Source organism: Hymenobacter daeguensis, from assembly GCF_054780555.1.
Genome location: NZ_BAAGWC010000013.1, coordinates 73,677 through 88,996, shown reverse-complemented (window position 1 = coordinate 88,996; position 15,320 = coordinate 73,677). Strand labels below are relative to the sequence as shown.

Below are 15,320 nucleotides of genomic sequence, written 5' to 3'. Positions count from 1 at the left end.
AAGTACTCGCTCAATACTAGCATCCGGCTTAGTATTGAGCGATTTTTTTAATCCTGCGCACGATAAAAATCATCGCCTATTTCCTGAATCTCCAGATTACTATTTACTTGGCAAATCGCAATGAAGTTTACCAACTCTTCTTTGTAATCCAGCAATTTATATAGCTCTGCAATCCTCAGGTAATTCCATTCATCATTTGCAGCAAGGTAGCTTGCTGCTGAAATCTGGATACTGCTTTTTGCCAAGGGCTCATGTTTATAATTATTCAGTACATCTCTGGCTAGCCCTATTGCATTCAGGTTGCTGCTGTCAATGGCATTATCCATTATTCCTGAAACCAATGGCAGTATAATTTCAATGCTTGGCTTCATGTCTCGCAAAAACCTTAACGCAGTTTCATTGTCACCAACTTTTGTCAGAGCCATTTTCAGGTCTTTTACAATTTCCTCTTCATTCTGCATGAAGTCATATCTGCAGGTGAAGAATCTGTCTTCTGCCTCGCGAAACTGAAGCCAGTGATTTGTGTAAGTCATATCATACCAGCTTAAACATCATCCTGCTTAATGCGCGGGTCAAACGCAAAATCCTCCCAGCCCACAATCTTAACCTGCGCAAAATCCGGGTGGCGAGTGTTGAGCACGTAGTTGTGCTCGTGGGCGATGATGGACGACGGCACCCGCAACACGGCCGCCGTCTGGCGCTGATACCAGGCAGCGCCCAGGGGCTGGCAGCGGGCGTAGTGGCGCGGCAGCTGCCACTCGGGCGGCAGTTGGGCCAGCGTCAGCTCTTCGATAGAAAGGGTATCGGGCACTTCAATGCGAATGACTTTGAAGAGGCTGTTGAGGCCTTCGCCGCTGCGGTGCACCACGTTTTCGAGACAGGCCAGGGCGCGGCTGCCGGCGGCGTAGATGACCAACTGGCCGCGCAGGTTCCAGCGCCCGGGGTTGCCGGAGGCGACGAGCTCGCCGGCGTACTTGGCCAGGCAGATGCGGTAGATTTCCACTTACGGGGCGGGTTTGAACGAAGGATGGAAATAAAGCCTTCGTGCTGAGCTTGTCGAAGCACGACGAACTGGTGGATGCTCTTAAGCCAGGTCGCCGTGGGCGATGCGGTCAACTTCATCGGCGACCAGGTCGATGCCGCCGCTGGTTTCGAGCAGGGCGAGCGGGGGCTGGTTGTCGAGGCCGTAGGCGGGCTTGTCGAGCCAGCGGCGAAAGGCGGTGAGCGAGCCGAATACTTCCTCACCCTGGCTGGCCAGGGCCAGCAGCTTGAGGATTTGCTCGCTGGCAGCGGGGCCGAGGCGCTTCTTACCCTCCCGGTAGGCACGCAGGGTTTTGGTAGTGGTGTGCAGCAGGTCGGCCAGTTCGTTGGCTTGTAGCTGCAGCAGCGTAGCCACGTCGAAAGCGGTTTTGGCGGGAACGCCGGTGCGCGCTTGCATCACGAGGGCGAAGGAATCGGACACGGTGGCTTGCAGGCCCAGCAAGGCGGGCGAGTAAACGGCGGCGGGTGGAGTGGCAATGGCGGCCATGGGTTCAGGAGTTTGCTCTTGCCCAAAGATGGGAAATATTTCCGTAGTAACGGGAAATATTTCCTTTTCGTTTCCAGTATCAGTGGATACGCCGCCAGCAACGGGTGGCCCAACCTGCCACGAGGGGTTCGCGTTAGCATATTTGCCTCCCGGCATTCGCTGCTCCTGTTTTTTTGACATTCCTCTCCTTCAACTGTTTTTGTTTTCGCCCATGCCCACTATTATTACCCGCATCTGGCACGGGGTTACTCTGAGCAAGTATGCCGAAACCTATCTGCAATACCTGAAAACGTCTGGCATGGCAGACTACCAGAACACCACGGGCAATCTGGGGGTGCAGATACTGCGGCGGCTGGAAAACGACCGGTGCCACTTCTGGACCATTAGCCGCTGGGACAGCTATGAGAGCATTAAGGGCTTTGCGGGTGAGCAGTACGAGCAAGCCCGCTACTATTCAGAAGATGCCCAATACCTGCTCGAATTTGAGCCCACCGTGCTGCACTGTGAAACCTTCGACTTTTAGCGACTAGGCCATCTTTTTCTGGCCAGGTCCGCCTGCTGGAGGGCCAGGGTCCAGATGTTTCTTGTATTGCCTCCATCCTTCCCTATGGTTTTTCAGAAACAGCTGCGGCTACCGGCCATGCGCCGGGGCTTCCACCTCATCACCGAGTACGTGCGGCAGGAGCTACCCGAGCTGGCGCAGGTACGGGCCGGTCTGCTCCACGTGTTCATTCAGCACACCTCGGCCAGCCTGTGCATCAACGAAAACGCCGACCCCACGGTGCGCCACGATTTCGAGCAGTTTTTCAACCGCGCCGCCCCCGAAAACGCCCCCTACTTCCGCCACAACTCCGAAGGTCCCGACGATATGCCCGCCCATCTGAAAGCCGCGCTGTTGGGCAGCAGCGTGAGCATTCCGGTCACGAACGGCCGGCTGGCACTGGGCATCTGGCAAGGCATCTACCTGGGCGAGCACCGCGACCACGGCGGCCGGCGCACGCTGGTGATTACGCTGATGGGCGAGTGAGCGACGAGGTCTGGCTAAGGACGGCATTAGCGCAGCGCCTGCTGCGGCCGCGCTGGATGGAATATCTGTTCATAACTTCCGTTCGCATCTTCAAACGAGGCATAGCTTATGAATGAGCAACCCAAGGACTACAGCACCATCAGCCTCTCGGCCAAGTCGCTGCTGCTGCTGAAAGGCTACACCAACATCCCGTATGCCCGGGAGACGGCGGCGCTTATGCAGGGGCCGGAAGTGTTCGACCTGGATTTTGGGACCACAGACTTCTGGTTCTGGATGCGGGTTGCGCACTTTGAGCTGCGCTACTGGAGCATCGACCAGCTGTTGCAGCAGGCCGGCAATAAGAATGTCCTGGAGCTTTCTTCCGGCTATTCTTTTCGCGGCCTGGCACTTTGCGTCAACAACTCCGCCATTCACTACATCGACACCGACCTGCCGGAAGTAGTAGCGACCAAACGGGATATAATGACGCGGCTGCAGTTGCCCCCAAGCCCAGGCTTCGAGCTGCTCCCCCTGAACGCCGTGGACGAACCGGCCTTCCGCAGCGTAGTGCAACAGTTTGGCGCCGGCGCACTCAGCATTGTCAACGAAGGCCTGCTGATGTACTTAAACCTTGAAGAGAAAAAGCGTCTGTGCCAGACCATTCATTCCGTGTTGCGTGAGCGGGGCGGCTGCTGGATAACGGCCGATGTCTACGTAAAACGGCCGGCCGAAGTGCGGGCGCAGCTACCCCAAAGCGCCGGCGAGCGCCGCTTCTTCGAGCAGCACCACATCGAAGAAAACAAGTTTGATAGTTACGAAGCGGCCCGGGCCTTTTTTGCCGGGCAGGGCTTGGAAGTAGTCGCCGAAGCAGTGCCGGATTATCAGCGCCTGACGGTGCTGCCCCAACTGCGGCAGGCAGTGCCGGAAGAAGCGCGCAACCGCAAGGAACCGCCCCCCAAATTACAGGCCACGTGGATGCTACGGGTGGTATAATTCGCTAGTACCACCGGGCCATTGCCCGATTTTCACTACAGCAACTCCCCCACCTCGCGCACGCCCACCGGCCGCGCCACCGTGAAGCCTTCGCCAAACTCCACCCCAATGATGTGGCCGAACTCCCGCGCCCGCGCCTCCATAAACCGGCCAAAGGCCTGGCTGGACAGGTAGGTTTGCGGCGCGTCAAGGTCGGGGTTGAAAAACTGGGTTTTGAAAGCCTGGATGGCGGCCCACTTCTTGTCCCAGTGCGGCGTGATGTCGACCACGAAAGCGGGCGGCAGCTGCCGGTCCTGGATGTAGTGGTACACGTTTTTCGGGCGCCAGGCTTCCTGGGGCCGGCCGTGTTCATCGAGGGTTTCAATCATGCGCAGCCCGGCCAGGAAGCAGGCATCGATGGCCAGCTGAGCGGCCCGGCCGTGGTCGGGGTGCCGGTCGTCGATGGCGTTGGCCAGCACCACTTCGGGCTGGTAGCGGCGGATGGCGGCAATGAGCAGCAGCTGGTGCTCCCGGTCGTTGCGGAAGAAGCCATCGGCCATGCCCAGGTTTTCGCGAATATCGATGCCAAGGATTTTATTCGAAGCAGCCGCTTCGGCCGCCCGGATTTCGGGGGTGCCGCGCGTGCCCAACTCGCCCCGCGTAAAGTCAACAATGCCAACTTTTTTGCCCACGGCCATGCTGGCCAGCAGGGTGCCCGTGCAGGACATTTCTACGTCGTCGGGGTGGGCGCCTAGCGCTAAAACATCAAGCTTCATACAAGTCTGCGCAACGCAGCATGGGTTAGTTAAAAGAGGAGGCCGCAGCATGGCGGCCACAATTCGGGGCTTGCCACCCCGGCCCAAGCAGAAGCAGCAAGCCCCGAACGGGTTCGCAAAGGAACGGGTAAAACACGGAGAAGCGGCCGGCGGCGGCCACCAGACCGCCTTACAGTCGCACCACGATTTTGCCGAAATGCGCTCCGCTCTTGAGATGCTGCAGGGCAGCGGGCGCTTCCTCAAAGGCAAATACGCGGTCGATAACCGGACGCAGCCGGGTTTGCGTCAGGGCCTGGAGGTAGCGCTCAAACATGTCGCGGCTGCCCACGTAGATGCCTGTCAGGCGCAGGCTTTTGGTGAGCAGCAGGTGGGTGGCGATGGGAGCCGCCACGCCCGTGAGCACCCCCACAAAGGCAATATGGCCGCTGGCCCGGGTGGCCCCCAACGATTTTTCGAGCGTGCCGGCCCCTCCCACTTCCACCACATGGTCGGCCCCGAGGCCGTTGGTGAGGCGCTGCACTTCCTGCTCCCAGTCGGGCGTGGTGCGGTAGTTGATGGTTTCGTCGGCCCCCAGCTCGCGGGCGCGGGCCAGCTTCTCATCCGACGACGAGGTGATGATGACGCGGGCGCCCGCCGCCTTGGCCAGCTGCATACTCAGGATGGAAACGCCGCCCGTGCCTTGCAGCAGCACCGTCTGGCCGGGCTGGAGGTGGCCCTGCTCAAACAGGCTGTTCCAAGCCGTCACGCCCGCGCAGGGCAGGCAGGCGGCTTCCTCATAGGTCAGGTAATCGGGCAGTTTCACGAGGCCCTGCTCGCTCAGCACCACGTACTCGGCCAGCATGCCGTCGGCCGAGCCCCCCAGCGCCTGGGCGTGCACTTCGGCCACCAGCGGGCCGGCGAGCCAGGTTTGAAAGAAGATGCCGGCTACGCGGTCGCCGGCCTGCACCCGCGTCACGCCCGCGCCCACGGCGGCTACTTCGCCCGCGCCGTCGGAGCAGGGTATCACGGGTTTCAGGCGGTTGGGGCTTTGGGCAACGCCTAGGTCACGGTAGTTCAGCGACACGGCCCGCACGCGCACCAGCACCTGGCCGGGGCCAGGCTGCGGAACGTCGGCTTCGGTCAGTTGCCAGCCCGTGGGGCTTTCGGAGCCGGCGGAGGGCAACAATTCGTATTTTTTCATGGGTCAACTGATTGGTAAGTGTCCTGCAAAGCAACCGGCACTCCCCAGCCCAAACAAGTAGTTTGGCTTTGCGGTCTTAGGTCCGGATTCCGTACCGATGCTGACTATCAACTCCAAAAAATGAACCCGCCCCTATTCGATTTAGACTACTGTCCTATCCTGCCGGCGCTGGAAGTGATTGGGGGTAAGTGGAAACCGCTGGTGGTATACCACATCTACCTCGGTGCCCAGCGCTTCGGCGAGTTGCAGCGCCGCATTCCGGCCATCAGCAAAACGATGCTTACCCAGCAGCTGCGCGAGCTGGAGCGCGACGGCCTGCTGCACCGGCAGGTCTTCGCCGAAGTGCCCTCCCGCGTCGAATATACCCTCACTGAAACCGGCCTCACGCTGCTGCCCGTGCTCAAAGCCATCGGTGCCTGGGGCCGCCAACTAAAAGAGCAGCAGTTTGCCCCCAGTGGAGGCAAGCTGCTGCTCTGACCATCATTGAGTTCGTTGCTATTTAATCCGCAGCTTTTTGCCGGGCTGCAGGGTTTTCACCCCCGGGTTCAGCTTACGCAGCGTACTCACGCGCACGCCGTATTTCTCGGCCACCTCCGAAAGCGTATCGCCCGAGCGCACCCGGTGCGTCACCGTTTGCCGGGCCCGCGAGGGCGACCCGCTGTGCCCACTGCTGCGGTGCCCCAGCGCCCGGCTGTAATAGTTGAACAAGGCCGAGGTAATGGTGAAGTTGTCCTTCCGCAGCTTGTAGCCGGGGAAATCATACATCAGCACCGGGTTGATGGGGTTGCCCTGGTAGCGCACCTCAAAGTGCAGGTGCGAGCCCGTGCTGCGCCCCGTGCTGCCGCCGTAGCCAATCAGCTGGCCGGCTTTTACGAAGGTGCCCACGGTCACCAGCGCTTTGCTCAGGTGGCCATACACGGTTTCGAGGCCATTGTAATGGCGCACCAGAATGTAGTTGCCATAGCCCCCGCCGTCCCAGGCCTGAATGCGCACCACGCCATCGAACACGGTTTTTACCGAGTCGCCGGTTTCCAGGTCCAGGTCCATGCCGTAGTGCCAGCGGTAGCCCCGGAAGGCGAAGCCCGAAGTAATGGGCGTGGTATTGAGCGGCATTTTGGCGTAGCGCTGCCGGGGTGGGTCGGTGAGGTGCAGCTTCAGCGAGTCGCGGTAGCTGCGGCCATCCACCCGGTAAGGGTTTACGCGGTGCGTGTCCCAAATCGAATAATACCCCGCCACCTTCACCCACGACGAATCAATGAGCACTTCCTCCGACATCTCCACGATTTCCTGCCCGCCCTCGTCCAGCGTCGTCGTGTCTTCGCTCACGATGCTGAGCTTCTTGGCCGGGTTGAAATAAATAGACTTCGCGGCGTCGGAATTGTCGTCCGGTATTTCCTCGGTTTCGATAACCGTGGTGGTGTCCGGGCGCACGTAGCGCATCTTGGGCGTTTTGATGCGGAAAAAGTCCGACTTACCGGTCGTGCTGCCGGATTTCGTCTTAGGCGTCGTGTTCTTATTCTTGCGGCGTTGGGCCTGGGCCGGATTCAGCCCCACCAACAGCAGCAGCAGCGCCAGCAAAAGCAGCACCGGACGCCAATAAGTTGTTTTCGGAAAATTCAAAAGCAGATTGTTTTTTAGCCAATAACCAGCAAAACGCCATGCTGCGCCTGTCGAGGCCAACGTCCCCGGGCGAGTAATCCAATCACGAGGATTTACTACCACGGTAGAGCGGCTTCGACAGGCTCAGCATGGCGTTCTGCTGTTATGACGTTCTGAAAGCGAATTTAGTGTATTCCAAGCGCAGCGAGGTAGCGCTCGGCATCCAGCGCCGCCATGCAGCCGGTGCCGGCAGCCGTCACGGCCTGCCGGTAGGTGAAATCCTGCACGTCGCCGCAGGCAAACACGCCGTCCACATTGGTCTTGCTCGTGCCGGGAATCGTCTTCAGATAGCCCTGCTCGTCGTGGTGCAGGTAGGGCTGAAAAATCTTCGAATTCGGCTCGTGCCCGATGGCCACGAAGAAGCCTGTCAGCGGAATCTCGCGGGTTTCGTGGGTCAGCACGTTTTTCACGCGCACGCCCTCCACACTGTGCTCGCCCAGAATCTCATCCGTCACGGTATCGAAGAGCACCTCAATCTTGGGGTTTTCGAGCACGCGCTTCTGCATAATTTTCGAGGCTTTCATCTCGCTCTTGCGCACAATCATGGTCACCTTGCTGGCCAGGTTGGCCAGGTAAGTAGCTTCCTCCGCGGCCGTATCGCCGGCGCCCACAATGGCCACTTCCTGACCCCGGTAGAAAAACCCGTCGCACACCGCGCAGGCCGACACACCCGCCCCGTTCAGCTTAGCCTCCGACGGCAGTCCCAGCCATTTGGCCGAAGCCCCGGTGGCAATAATTACGGCATCGGCCGTCAGCTCCGTGGTTTCGTCAATGGTAATTCTACGCGGCATCACCGAGAAATCTACCGCTGTGGCAATGCCGTAGCGGATGTCGGTGCCAAAGCGGGTGGCCTGCTTTTTCAAGTCTTCCATCATCTCCGGGCCCATGATGCCATCGGGGTAGCCGGGAAAATTCTCCACGTCGTTGGTAATGGTAAGCTGCCCGCCGGGCTGCAAGCCCATGTACATAACGGGGGCCATGTTAGCGCGGGCGGCGTAGATGGCCGCCGTATAACCAGCCGGGCCGGAGCCTATAATCAGGCATTTGATGTGTTCAGCCATTGTAGTTGTAGCGCGAAGCTCTGCTTCGCGTATCGTTGAACGATGAGTAGTCAGGTAAGTAGCTAGCGGCGCAGCCGGAGTGCTCCACCCGGCATTCCGGTAGACGCAAATCAGCGCAAAGCCGTACAAAAAACCCCAACCTTACAGCTGGGGTTTTTGCAACAACAAAACTAAGCAGAAGTTAGCCCAGATACGGCTTCAGCGCCTTCGAGCGCGACGTGTGCCGCAACCGCCGGATGGCCTTTTCCTTAATCTGGCGCACCCGCTCGCGGGTCAGGTTAAACTTCTCGCCGATTTCTTCCAGCGTCAGAGCCGCCTCGCCGTTCAGGCCGAAGTAGAGCGTAATCACGTCCGCCTCGCGCTTGGTGAGCGTGCTCAGGGCGCGCTGCACCTCCTTGCGAAGCGAGTCGTTCATCAGGGCCATGTCCGGCGACTCTTCGTCCTCATTTTCGAGCACGTCGAGCAGGCGGTTTTCCTCGCCCTGCACAAACGGCGCATCCACCGATACGTGGCGGCCCGAGATTTTGAGGGTATCCACTACCTCGGAAGTAGTCAGCTCCAGCACTTCGGCAATTTCTTCGGGCGAAGGCTCACGCTCGAATTTCTGCTCGAGCTCCGAGAACGATTTGCTGATTTTGTTCAGCGAACCCACCCGATTCAGGGGCAGGCGCACGATGCGGCTCTGCTCAGCCAGGGCCTGCAGGATGGACTGGCGAATCCACCACACGGCGTAGGAAATGAATTTAAAGCCCCGCGTTTCGTCAAAGCGTTTGGCCGCTTTGATAAGACCGAGGTTACCCTCATTGATGAGGTCACCAAGGCTAAGGCCTTGGTTCTGATATTGTTTTGCCACCGACACTACGAAACGCAGGTTGGCTTTGGTCAGTTTTTCAAGCGCTTGCTGGTCCCCGTCGCGGATGCGCTGCGCGAGCGTTACCTCCTCGTCGGGCGTGAGCAAATCAACCTTGCCAATCTCCTGGAGGTACTTGTCCAGTGACTGGCTTTCGCGGTTGGTAATCTGCTTACTGATTTTTAGCTGTCTCATGGGGACTAGGTAAGAACGATATCTGAGTGGGGATTATACGTAAGAAAAGTCCGTTCGGGCAGTCCCTAAGTCAGAGGAAACCAACAGGCCTCCCCTGACTTTAGTTCGGGCCGCCCGACGGACTACGCTTTAGCTTCGCCGTTGCTGGCAGCTGCGGCTTCGGGCTTCGGCAGCAATACTTTGCGCGAGAGCCGGTACTTGCCGGTTTTCTTATCGATTTCCACCAGTTTCACGTCAATATCCTGTCCTACTTCGAGCAGGCCTTCCAGCGTCTGAATCCGCTCGTGCGTCACTTCCGAGATGTGCAGCAAGCCGTCTTTGCCCGGCATAATCTCCACAAAAGCGCCGTAGGGCTGAATGCTGCGCACTTTGCCTTTGTACACCTCGCCCACTTCGGGCTGGGCCGCGATGGCGCGAATCCGGTCGATGGCGCCTTGCATGTCTTCCTGGTTGGAAGCGTAGATGCTTACGTGGCCCTTCTCGTCCTTCTCCTCGATAATCACCGTGGCGTTGGTGTCCTTCTGAATCTGCTGAATCACCTTGCCGCCCGGCCCGATTACCGCCCCGATGAACTCTTTGTCGATGAGCATCTTGTGCGAGCGTGGGGTATGCGGTTTCAACTCCGGCGCGGGGGCCGAAATCGTTTTGGCCATCTCGCGCAGGATGTGCAGGCGGCCCTCCCGGGCCTGGTGCAGGGCAGCCGTCAGAATCTCATTGCTCAGGCCCTGGATTTTGATGTCCATCTGGCAGGCGCAAATGCCTTTCTCCGTGCCGGTCACCTTGAAGTCCATGTCGCCGAGGTGGTCCTCGTCGCCGAGAATGTCGCTTAGCACCGCGTACTCGCCGGTTTCCTTGTCCTGCACCAGCCCCATGGCAATACCCGCCACGGCCGAAGTGATTTTCACACCCGCATCCATCAGCGCCAGCGAGCCGGCGCAAACGGTAGCCATCGAGCTGGAACCGTTCGACTCCAGAATGTCCGACACAATGCGGATGGTGTAAGGGTTTTCTTCCTCCGACGGCAGCACCTGCTTCAGCGAGCGCAGCGCCAGGTTGCCGTGGCCGATTTCGCGGCGGCCAGCCCCCCGGTTCGGCTTCACCTCGCCGGTCGAGAAACCGGGGAAGTTGTAGTGCAGCATGAATTTCGAGAAGCCCTTGGTCAGCGGCTGGTCGATGATTTGCTCATCGAGCTTGGTGCCGAGCGTGGCCGTGGTCAGGCTCTGGGTTTCGCCGCGGGTGAAAATAGCCGAGCCGTGCGCGCCGGGCAGGTAGTTGATTTCCGACCAGATAGGACGGATTTCGGTGAGCTGCCGACCATCGAGACGAACCCGCTCCTTCACCATCATGTCGCGGATGGCTTTCTTCTCAGCCGAGCCGTAGTAGCGGCTGAACATTTTCATGTCCAGCTCCGGCTGCTCCGCTACGAGCTTGTCCAGAAACGCCTTTTTCACTGCCGAGAAACCTTCCTTGCGGCCAGCCTTCTTGGTATTGCCCGAGCGCGCTACATCGTAAGCGCCCTGGTAAACGCCCTCGTGGATGAGCTTTTTCAGGGCTTCGTTCTCCTCGTATTTCGGATACTCGCGGGGCTGCGACTCCGGCGTACGGCCCACGGCCAGCGCCAGCTCGGTTTGCAGCTGGCACTGGGCCTTAATGGCCTCGTGGCCGAAGGCAATGGCCGCCACCATCTCTTCTTCGCTCACTTCCTTCATGGCGCCTTCCACCATGGCCACCGAGTCGGCCGTAGCGCCCACCATCAGGTCCATGTCGGCGCGCTCCAGGTCGGAGGTTTTGGGGTTAATCTGGAACTGACCGTCGATGCGCGCCACGCGCACTTCGGAAATCGGGCCGGCAAACGGAATGTCGGAAATCGACAGCGCCGCCGAAGCGGCCAGGGCAGCCAGGGCGTCGGGCTGCACTTCTTTATCGGCCGAGATGAGGGTAATCATTACCTGCACCTCGTAGTGGTAGTCTTTGGGGAACATTGGCCGCAGGATGCGGTCAACGAGGCGGCAAATCAGGATTTCGTAGTCGCTCAGGCGGCCTTCGCGGCGCTGAAACGAACCGGGAATCTTGCCGGCCGAGCCAAATTTCTCCTGGTAGTCCACCGACAGCGGCAGGAAGTCGACGCCTTCGCGCTGGCTCGGGGCCGAAACCACCGTGGCGAGCAGCATGGTATCGCCGAGGCGAACGACGACGGCACCGTCGGCGAATTTGGCCAGCTTGCCGGTTTCGATGGAGATGACGCGGCCGTCGGGCAGCGCCAGGGTTTTGGTAATGGCGTGGGGTTGGGACATCAGCGGGGTTTGCTTAGAAAAGCGACAGCGGGCGAGCAGCCAAAAACGGGCACCGCCAGCGGCCCCCGTTACTCATAATGAATGACAACAGCAGTGCGCCGATAAAACCAACCGTCGGGGGCGGCCTCGGCGCCAAACCAACCCGAACAAAAAAAGAGTAGGGAACCTTCGTTGGAAGGCTCCCTACTCTCAGATTCTGGACTTACTTGCGGATGCCCAGCTCCTTGATGATGGCGCGGTAGCGGTTGATTTCGCGGTGCTGCAGGTAATCCAGCATGCTGCGGCGCTTACCTACCAGCTTCAGCAGGCCCAGGCGGGTGCTGTGGTCCTTTTTGTTGGTCTTCAGGTGCTCCGTCAGGTGGATGATGCGGTGCGTGAAGAGGGCAATCTGTGCTTCGGCCGAGCCAGTGTCGGTTTTAACTTTTTGCAGGCTGTTCTTTTCGAAAATGGCCTGTTTTGCTTCGGTGGTGAGTTTCATCGGCTGATAGGAGTTACCCCGTCTTTGGATTAAGGATGAAAAAAGAAATTGGAATGCCCCATACTTTGGGGTGCCGCAAAGGTACGGAATTTAAAAACAGGATAAAAGCGTACCGGGAAGATTTGTGGCCTGAGCCGATGTTAAGCCACCTCCTCAACCGGCTCGGTGATTCTGCGCAGGGCCGGAATGCCCAGCCGCTGCGGCAAACGCCGCCAGAAGTCCATTTCAAGCAAGCCGGAGTCGTTGTAGGCCTGATAAAGAAAGAACAGGCCGGCGGGTAGCAGCACCAGGTTCGACATCCACATGCCCAGGCCCACCGGCATCACAAACTCGCGGCCATACTTCTCGCCCATGATGCTCAGCACGTAGTACACGATAAAAAAGAGGATGGAAATCAGGATTGGAACGCCCAGGCCGCCCTTCTTGATAATCGAGCCCAGTGGTGCCCCAATCAAAAACATCAGCAGCACGGCTACCGACTGCGAGTATTTGCGGTACACTTCAATGCGGAAAAGGGCCGAGTTTTTGGCCAGGTCCTCCAGCCGCTCGGTGGTGGTATCGGCGAAGGTTTGCAGGTTGCGGGCCCGGTTAATGGCTTGCTCCAGAATCGTCACGGACGGAGCTGCCAGCTTGGTGGGCTGCACCTGCCAGCTTTCCACTTTTCTGTTCGCCGCCCGGCTGGTGGTGTCGAAGCGCACGTACGTGTAATACCCGTTGATGGTGTGCGGCAGCATGTTACGCTCCTGGCGCAGCTTTTTCTGCACCGAATCGGTGGCGTAGTGCAGCTGCGGAATATTGAGCATCATGCGGTTGGTCGTGAACAGCTCCTCTTTGGTGCGATTCAGGTCGAATGAGGCCAGTGAGAACGTAATCGTATTGTGGTCGAAGCCCTGCCGGATAAAGCTGGCTCCGGCGCGGTTGGAGGCATCGGGCTGCTCAATGTAGTTGTGGCCATGAAAAAGCTCCAGGCCCAGGTAGCCGCCATTGAGCAGGGTGAACATCCGGCCCGAATCGGCCAGCATCACGGTGGCGTTGCCCGATTTCTGGGTGTGGTCGTAAATCATCACGCCGTGCAGCTGGTCGCCATTCTCGCCGGTTTTCTTGTCCACCTTGATGGTGTACCCGGGAATGCCGTTATAAAAAACGCCCTCCCGGATATCAAGCGCCAGCTTCTGCTGGCGCACGTCCCAGAGCAGGCTGTAGGCTTTCAGGTTGGCTTTGGGCACAATGGTTTCATTGAACCAGAACGCTCCGATGGCCAGCCCCGTGGTGAGCAGCAGCACGGGCCGCAAAATGCGCGTCAGCGCAATGCCGGAGGCTTTAATGGCCGTCAGCTCGTGGTGCTCGCCCAGGTTGCCATAAGTCATCAGCGACGAAAGCAGCACCGCCAGTGGCAGCGACACGGGCACAATCAGCACGCTGAAATAGAACAGCAGCTGCAGCAATACGCCCGTGCCCAGGTCTTTGCCGATAATATCGTCCAGATACTTCAGCAGCGTGTGCGTGAGCAAAATGAACTGCACCACCGCGAAGGTGAGTAGAAACGGCCCGGTGAAGGCCTTCAGGATGAGTTTGTCGAGCTTTTTAAGCATACAGAGTGCGGCAATGCCTTAACGCAGTACCGGCATCGCAACGAAAAATAAACGGAAAAAGTACCTCAGTCGCGAAGGCTACCCTCCCACCTGCTCCCGCAGCCGGGCCACCAGCCCTTCCCACAGCTCGTGCTGCTCTGCCGCACTGTGCCCGGCCGAATAATCCACCACCCGCAGATATACCTCATCGGTCACCTGCGAAGAATCAAGGGTAAATTCCAGAAAGTTTGCATCAACGACCTGGTGCCTGTGGTCGTCCAGAAACACGAACCGCACCGCTTTATTGAGGCGCTGCCCCGCGATTTCGGCGTAATGGTTGTCCTGGTCCCAGATAAAATTAAGGCGCTGGCCCTCCACATAGCGCACATCGTCGCAAAACCACTGCGAAAGACCGGAGGCGGTGGCCAGGTAAGGAAAAAGAATTTTGGGCGACGCATTGATGGGAAATTCCACCACGAACCGCGTTTTGGTTTGAGTATCAGGCAATGCCATTGGACTAAGACGAAGGACCCCGGGCATCACCATGGTAAAAACGGCAGCCCAGAGAATAAATACAGTGTTTTTTGGCCCTGGACCTTGCGTCGGGGCCGATTGTAGCGTTACCTTTGCACCCACAAAAAACCCGGCGGGGTAGCTCAGCTGGTTAGAGCACAGGATTCATAACCCTGAGGTCGGCGGTTCGAGCCCGCCTCCCGCTACGTCGAAAGCCGTTTCAGTCTGGTACTGGAGCGGCTTTTTTGCTTTCCGGCGGCTTGGTGCGGCGGGACACCCATCGGGCCCGTAGCTCATCCATACCGCCAAGGCCTAAAACAAGAAAACGCTGAACCCAAGGGCCAGCGTTTTCTTGGTCAGATAGCGCGCAGGGGCAATTATTTTGCCTTCTCCACGATGCCTTTGAAGGCTTCGGGGTGGTTCAGGGCCAGGTCGGCCAGCACTTTGCGGTTGAGCTCGATGCCCGCCTTTTTCAGGCCGCCCATCAGCTGCGAGTACGACAGGCCGTGCTCGCGAGCGCCGGCGTTGATACGCTGAATCCAGAGTGCGCGGAATTCGCGCTTCTTTACTTTACGGTCGCGGTAAGCGTAGAGCAGGCCTTTTTCAACGGCATTCTTGGCTACGGTCCACACGTTTTTGCGACGGCCATAGTAGCCTTTCGCCAAACGCATGATTTTCTTACGGCGGTGGCGCGAGGCCACGTGGTTGACACTTCTTGGCATAACCTTGAGAGTTTTTGGCAGCCGGCGACGGGTTAAGTCTTAAAGCCGGAAGCCTGGTGAGGAAAAATTATGAATTATAAATTATGAGTTATGAATTGAAAATGAGCAGCTTGATATGGCCAATTTCTAATTCATAATTAAAAATTCATAATTAAAAATTGAGCATCTGACGCACGCGATTCATATCGGAGCTACTAACCAGGCCCGTGTGGGTCAGGCCGCGCTTCTGCTTGGTCGTCTTCTTGGTCAGAATGTGCGATTTGAAGGCGTGCTTCCGCTTCACCTTGCCCGTTCCGGTGAGCGCAAAGCGCTTCTTGGCACCGGATTTCGTCTTTACTTTCGGCATTGTAGTGGTTGTTGGAGGGTTGGTTGTTGATTGTTGATTACTCGCCAACCGAGGGCTGGGAAGTCATCTTCAACCGGGGTAATGCTATTCGGCGGCATCGGCAGCGCGTGCCGCTTCGGAGGTCTTGTCAGCTGCTTCGGCTTTGGGCTCGGCTGGCTTGGGGGCTTTC

General features: G+C 58.6%; 18 protein-coding genes and 1 tRNA gene. 5 read left to right on the top strand and 14 right to left on the bottom strand.

Annotation, left to right across the window (positions count from 1 at the left end):
* Window positions 1-47 precede the first annotated feature (47 nt).
* From ACYVHT_RS14975 to parS, 3 genes are all read right to left on the bottom strand, one after another.
* A complete protein-coding gene (locus ACYVHT_RS14975; RefSeq protein WP_460553351.1) occupies window positions 48-533 on the bottom strand; it encodes a hypothetical protein in 486 nt (161 codons plus the stop codon).
* Window positions 534-544: 11 nt separating this feature from the next.
* Window positions 545-1,003 carry an RES family NAD+ phosphorylase gene (locus ACYVHT_RS14970; RefSeq protein ID WP_460553348.1) on the bottom strand — a complete coding sequence of 153 codons (459 nt, stop codon included), beginning with the start codon at window positions 1,001-1,003 and terminating at the stop codon, window positions 545-547.
* Window positions 1,004-1,084: 81 nt separating this feature from the next.
* The gene (gene parS / locus ACYVHT_RS14965; protein ID WP_460553345.1) at window positions 1,085-1,528 is read right to left on the bottom strand and encodes a type II RES/Xre toxin-antitoxin system antitoxin; all 444 of its coding nucleotides are present in this window, start codon (window positions 1,526-1,528) and stop codon (window positions 1,085-1,087) included.
* 211 nt (window positions 1,529-1,739) lie between these two features.
* On the opposite strand from parS, the gene ACYVHT_RS14960 reads away from it, so the two are divergent.
* The 3 genes from ACYVHT_RS14960 to ACYVHT_RS14950 all read left to right on the top strand — a co-directional run bounded on the left by ACYVHT_RS14960 (window position 1,740) and on the right by ACYVHT_RS14950 (window position 3,527).
* Window positions 1,740-2,051: an antibiotic biosynthesis monooxygenase gene (locus ACYVHT_RS14960; RefSeq protein WP_460553342.1), complete on the top strand. Its 312-nt coding sequence runs from the start codon at window positions 1,740-1,742 to the stop codon at window positions 2,049-2,051.
* Between the two features lie 84 nt (window positions 2,052-2,135).
* Window positions 2,136-2,555, top strand: coding sequence for a secondary thiamine-phosphate synthase enzyme YjbQ (locus tag ACYVHT_RS14955; protein WP_460553339.1), 420 nt, complete (start codon window positions 2,136-2,138; stop codon window positions 2,553-2,555).
* A 108-nt stretch (window positions 2,556-2,663) separates the two neighbouring features.
* Window positions 2,664-3,527, top strand: a complete 864-nt coding sequence (locus tag ACYVHT_RS14950; RefSeq protein ID WP_460553336.1) for a class I SAM-dependent methyltransferase — start codon at window positions 2,664-2,666, stop codon at window positions 3,525-3,527.
* Between the two features lie 35 nt (window positions 3,528-3,562).
* Here ACYVHT_RS14950 and bshB1 read toward each other — a convergent pair whose 3' ends face one another.
* Both bshB1 and ACYVHT_RS14940 read right to left on the bottom strand, forming a co-directional pair.
* Window positions 3,563-4,282: a bacillithiol biosynthesis deacetylase BshB1 gene (bshB1, locus tag ACYVHT_RS14945; protein ID WP_460553333.1), complete on the bottom strand. Its 720-nt coding sequence runs from the start codon at window positions 4,280-4,282 to the stop codon at window positions 3,563-3,565.
* A gap of 169 nt (window positions 4,283-4,451) precedes the next feature.
* Window positions 4,452-5,462, bottom strand: coding sequence for a zinc-dependent alcohol dehydrogenase family protein (locus ACYVHT_RS14940; RefSeq protein ID WP_460553330.1), 1,011 nt, complete (start codon window positions 5,460-5,462; stop codon window positions 4,452-4,454).
* Between the two features lie 120 nt (window positions 5,463-5,582).
* On the opposite strand from ACYVHT_RS14940, the gene ACYVHT_RS14935 reads away from it, so the two are divergent.
* On the top strand, window positions 5,583-5,939 hold the full coding sequence (locus ACYVHT_RS14935; RefSeq protein ID WP_460553327.1) for a winged helix-turn-helix transcriptional regulator: 357 nt from the start codon (window positions 5,583-5,585) through the stop codon (window positions 5,937-5,939).
* A gap of 18 nt (window positions 5,940-5,957) precedes the next feature.
* On the opposite strand, the gene ACYVHT_RS14930 is transcribed toward ACYVHT_RS14935, so the two are convergent.
* From ACYVHT_RS14930 to ACYVHT_RS14900, 7 genes are all read right to left on the bottom strand, one after another.
* Window positions 5,958-7,049: a peptidoglycan DD-metalloendopeptidase family protein gene (locus tag ACYVHT_RS14930; RefSeq protein WP_460553324.1), complete on the bottom strand. Its 1,092-nt coding sequence runs from the start codon at window positions 7,047-7,049 to the stop codon at window positions 5,958-5,960.
* A 197-nt stretch (window positions 7,050-7,246) separates the two neighbouring features.
* Complete coding sequence (gene trxB, locus ACYVHT_RS14925) at window positions 7,247-8,182, bottom strand: NAD(P)/FAD-dependent oxidoreductase (RefSeq protein WP_460553322.1); 936 nt, start codon at window positions 8,180-8,182, stop codon at window positions 7,247-7,249.
* 181 nt (window positions 8,183-8,363) lie between these two features.
* Window positions 8,364-9,227 (bottom strand): sigma-70 family RNA polymerase sigma factor, encoded by an 864-nt coding sequence (locus ACYVHT_RS14920; protein WP_035566352.1) that lies wholly within the window; start codon window positions 9,225-9,227, stop codon window positions 8,364-8,366.
* 122 nt (window positions 9,228-9,349) lie between these two features.
* Window positions 9,350-11,521: a polyribonucleotide nucleotidyltransferase gene (gene pnp / locus ACYVHT_RS14915; protein ID WP_460553319.1), complete on the bottom strand. Its 2,172-nt coding sequence runs from the start codon at window positions 11,519-11,521 to the stop codon at window positions 9,350-9,352.
* 202 nt (window positions 11,522-11,723) lie between these two features.
* Complete coding sequence (rpsO, locus tag ACYVHT_RS14910) at window positions 11,724-11,999, bottom strand: 30S ribosomal protein S15 (protein ID WP_460553316.1); 276 nt, start codon at window positions 11,997-11,999, stop codon at window positions 11,724-11,726.
* A gap of 140 nt (window positions 12,000-12,139) precedes the next feature.
* Window positions 12,140-13,591: an LptF/LptG family permease gene (locus tag ACYVHT_RS14905; protein ID WP_460553313.1), complete on the bottom strand. Its 1,452-nt coding sequence runs from the start codon at window positions 13,589-13,591 to the stop codon at window positions 12,140-12,142.
* Between the two features lie 78 nt (window positions 13,592-13,669).
* Window positions 13,670-14,077, bottom strand: a complete 408-nt coding sequence (locus ACYVHT_RS14900) for an START-like domain-containing protein (protein WP_460553310.1) — start codon at window positions 14,075-14,077, stop codon at window positions 13,670-13,672.
* A gap of 138 nt (window positions 14,078-14,215) precedes the next feature.
* Between ACYVHT_RS14900 and ACYVHT_RS14895 the strand changes: the two genes are divergently transcribed.
* Window positions 14,216-14,289 (top strand) — tRNA-Met (locus ACYVHT_RS14895).
* A 171-nt stretch (window positions 14,290-14,460) separates the two neighbouring features.
* Here ACYVHT_RS14895 and rplT read toward each other — a convergent pair.
* Together rplT and rpmI are read right to left on the bottom strand one after the other, a co-directional pair.
* The gene (gene rplT / locus ACYVHT_RS14890) at window positions 14,461-14,805 is read right to left on the bottom strand and encodes a 50S ribosomal protein L20 (protein ID WP_168672944.1); all 345 of its coding nucleotides are present in this window, start codon (window positions 14,803-14,805) and stop codon (window positions 14,461-14,463) included.
* 151 nt (window positions 14,806-14,956) lie between these two features.
* A complete protein-coding gene (gene rpmI, locus ACYVHT_RS14885) occupies window positions 14,957-15,151 on the bottom strand; it encodes a large ribosomal subunit protein bL35 (protein ID WP_460553307.1) in 195 nt (64 codons plus the stop codon).
* Window positions 15,152-15,320: the final 169 nt, after the last annotated feature.

Coding starts and splice junctions, on each gene's coding strand:
- trxB (WP_460553322.1), bottom strand. CDS start 8,182: ATGGCTGAACACATCAAATGCCTGATTATAGGCTCCGGCCCGGCTGGT.
- parS (WP_460553345.1), bottom strand. CDS start 1,528: ATGGCCGCCATTGCCACTCCACCCGCCGCCGTTTACTCGCCCGCCTTG.
- bshB1 (WP_460553333.1), bottom strand. CDS start 4,282: ATGAAGCTTGATGTTTTAGCGCTAGGCGCCCACCCCGACGACGTAGAA.
- ACYVHT_RS14935 (WP_460553327.1), top strand. CDS start 5,583: ATGAACCCGCCCCTATTCGATTTAGACTACTGTCCTATCCTGCCGGCG.
- ACYVHT_RS14950 (WP_460553336.1), top strand. CDS start 2,664: ATGAATGAGCAACCCAAGGACTACAGCACCATCAGCCTCTCGGCCAAG.
- pnp (WP_460553319.1), bottom strand. CDS start 11,521: ATGTCCCAACCCCACGCCATTACCAAAACCCTGGCGCTGCCCGACGGC.
- ACYVHT_RS14905 (WP_460553313.1), bottom strand. CDS start 13,591: ATGCTTAAAAAGCTCGACAAACTCATCCTGAAGGCCTTCACCGGGCCG.
- ACYVHT_RS14955 (WP_460553339.1), top strand. CDS start 2,136: ATGGTTTTTCAGAAACAGCTGCGGCTACCGGCCATGCGCCGGGGCTTC.
- ACYVHT_RS14960 (WP_460553342.1), top strand. CDS start 1,740: ATGCCCACTATTATTACCCGCATCTGGCACGGGGTTACTCTGAGCAAG.
- ACYVHT_RS14920 (WP_035566352.1), bottom strand. CDS start 9,227: ATGAGACAGCTAAAAATCAGTAAGCAGATTACCAACCGCGAAAGCCAG.
- ACYVHT_RS14940 (WP_460553330.1), bottom strand. CDS start 5,462: ATGAAAAAATACGAATTGTTGCCCTCCGCCGGCTCCGAAAGCCCCACG.
- rplT (WP_168672944.1), bottom strand. CDS start 14,805: ATGCCAAGAAGTGTCAACCACGTGGCCTCGCGCCACCGCCGTAAGAAA.
- ACYVHT_RS14975 (WP_460553351.1), bottom strand. CDS start 533: ATGACTTACACAAATCACTGGCTTCAGTTTCGCGAGGCAGAAGACAGA.
- rpmI (WP_460553307.1), bottom strand. CDS start 15,151: ATGCCGAAAGTAAAGACGAAATCCGGTGCCAAGAAGCGCTTTGCGCTC.
- rpsO (WP_460553316.1), bottom strand. CDS start 11,999: ATGAAACTCACCACCGAAGCAAAACAGGCCATTTTCGAAAAGAACAGC.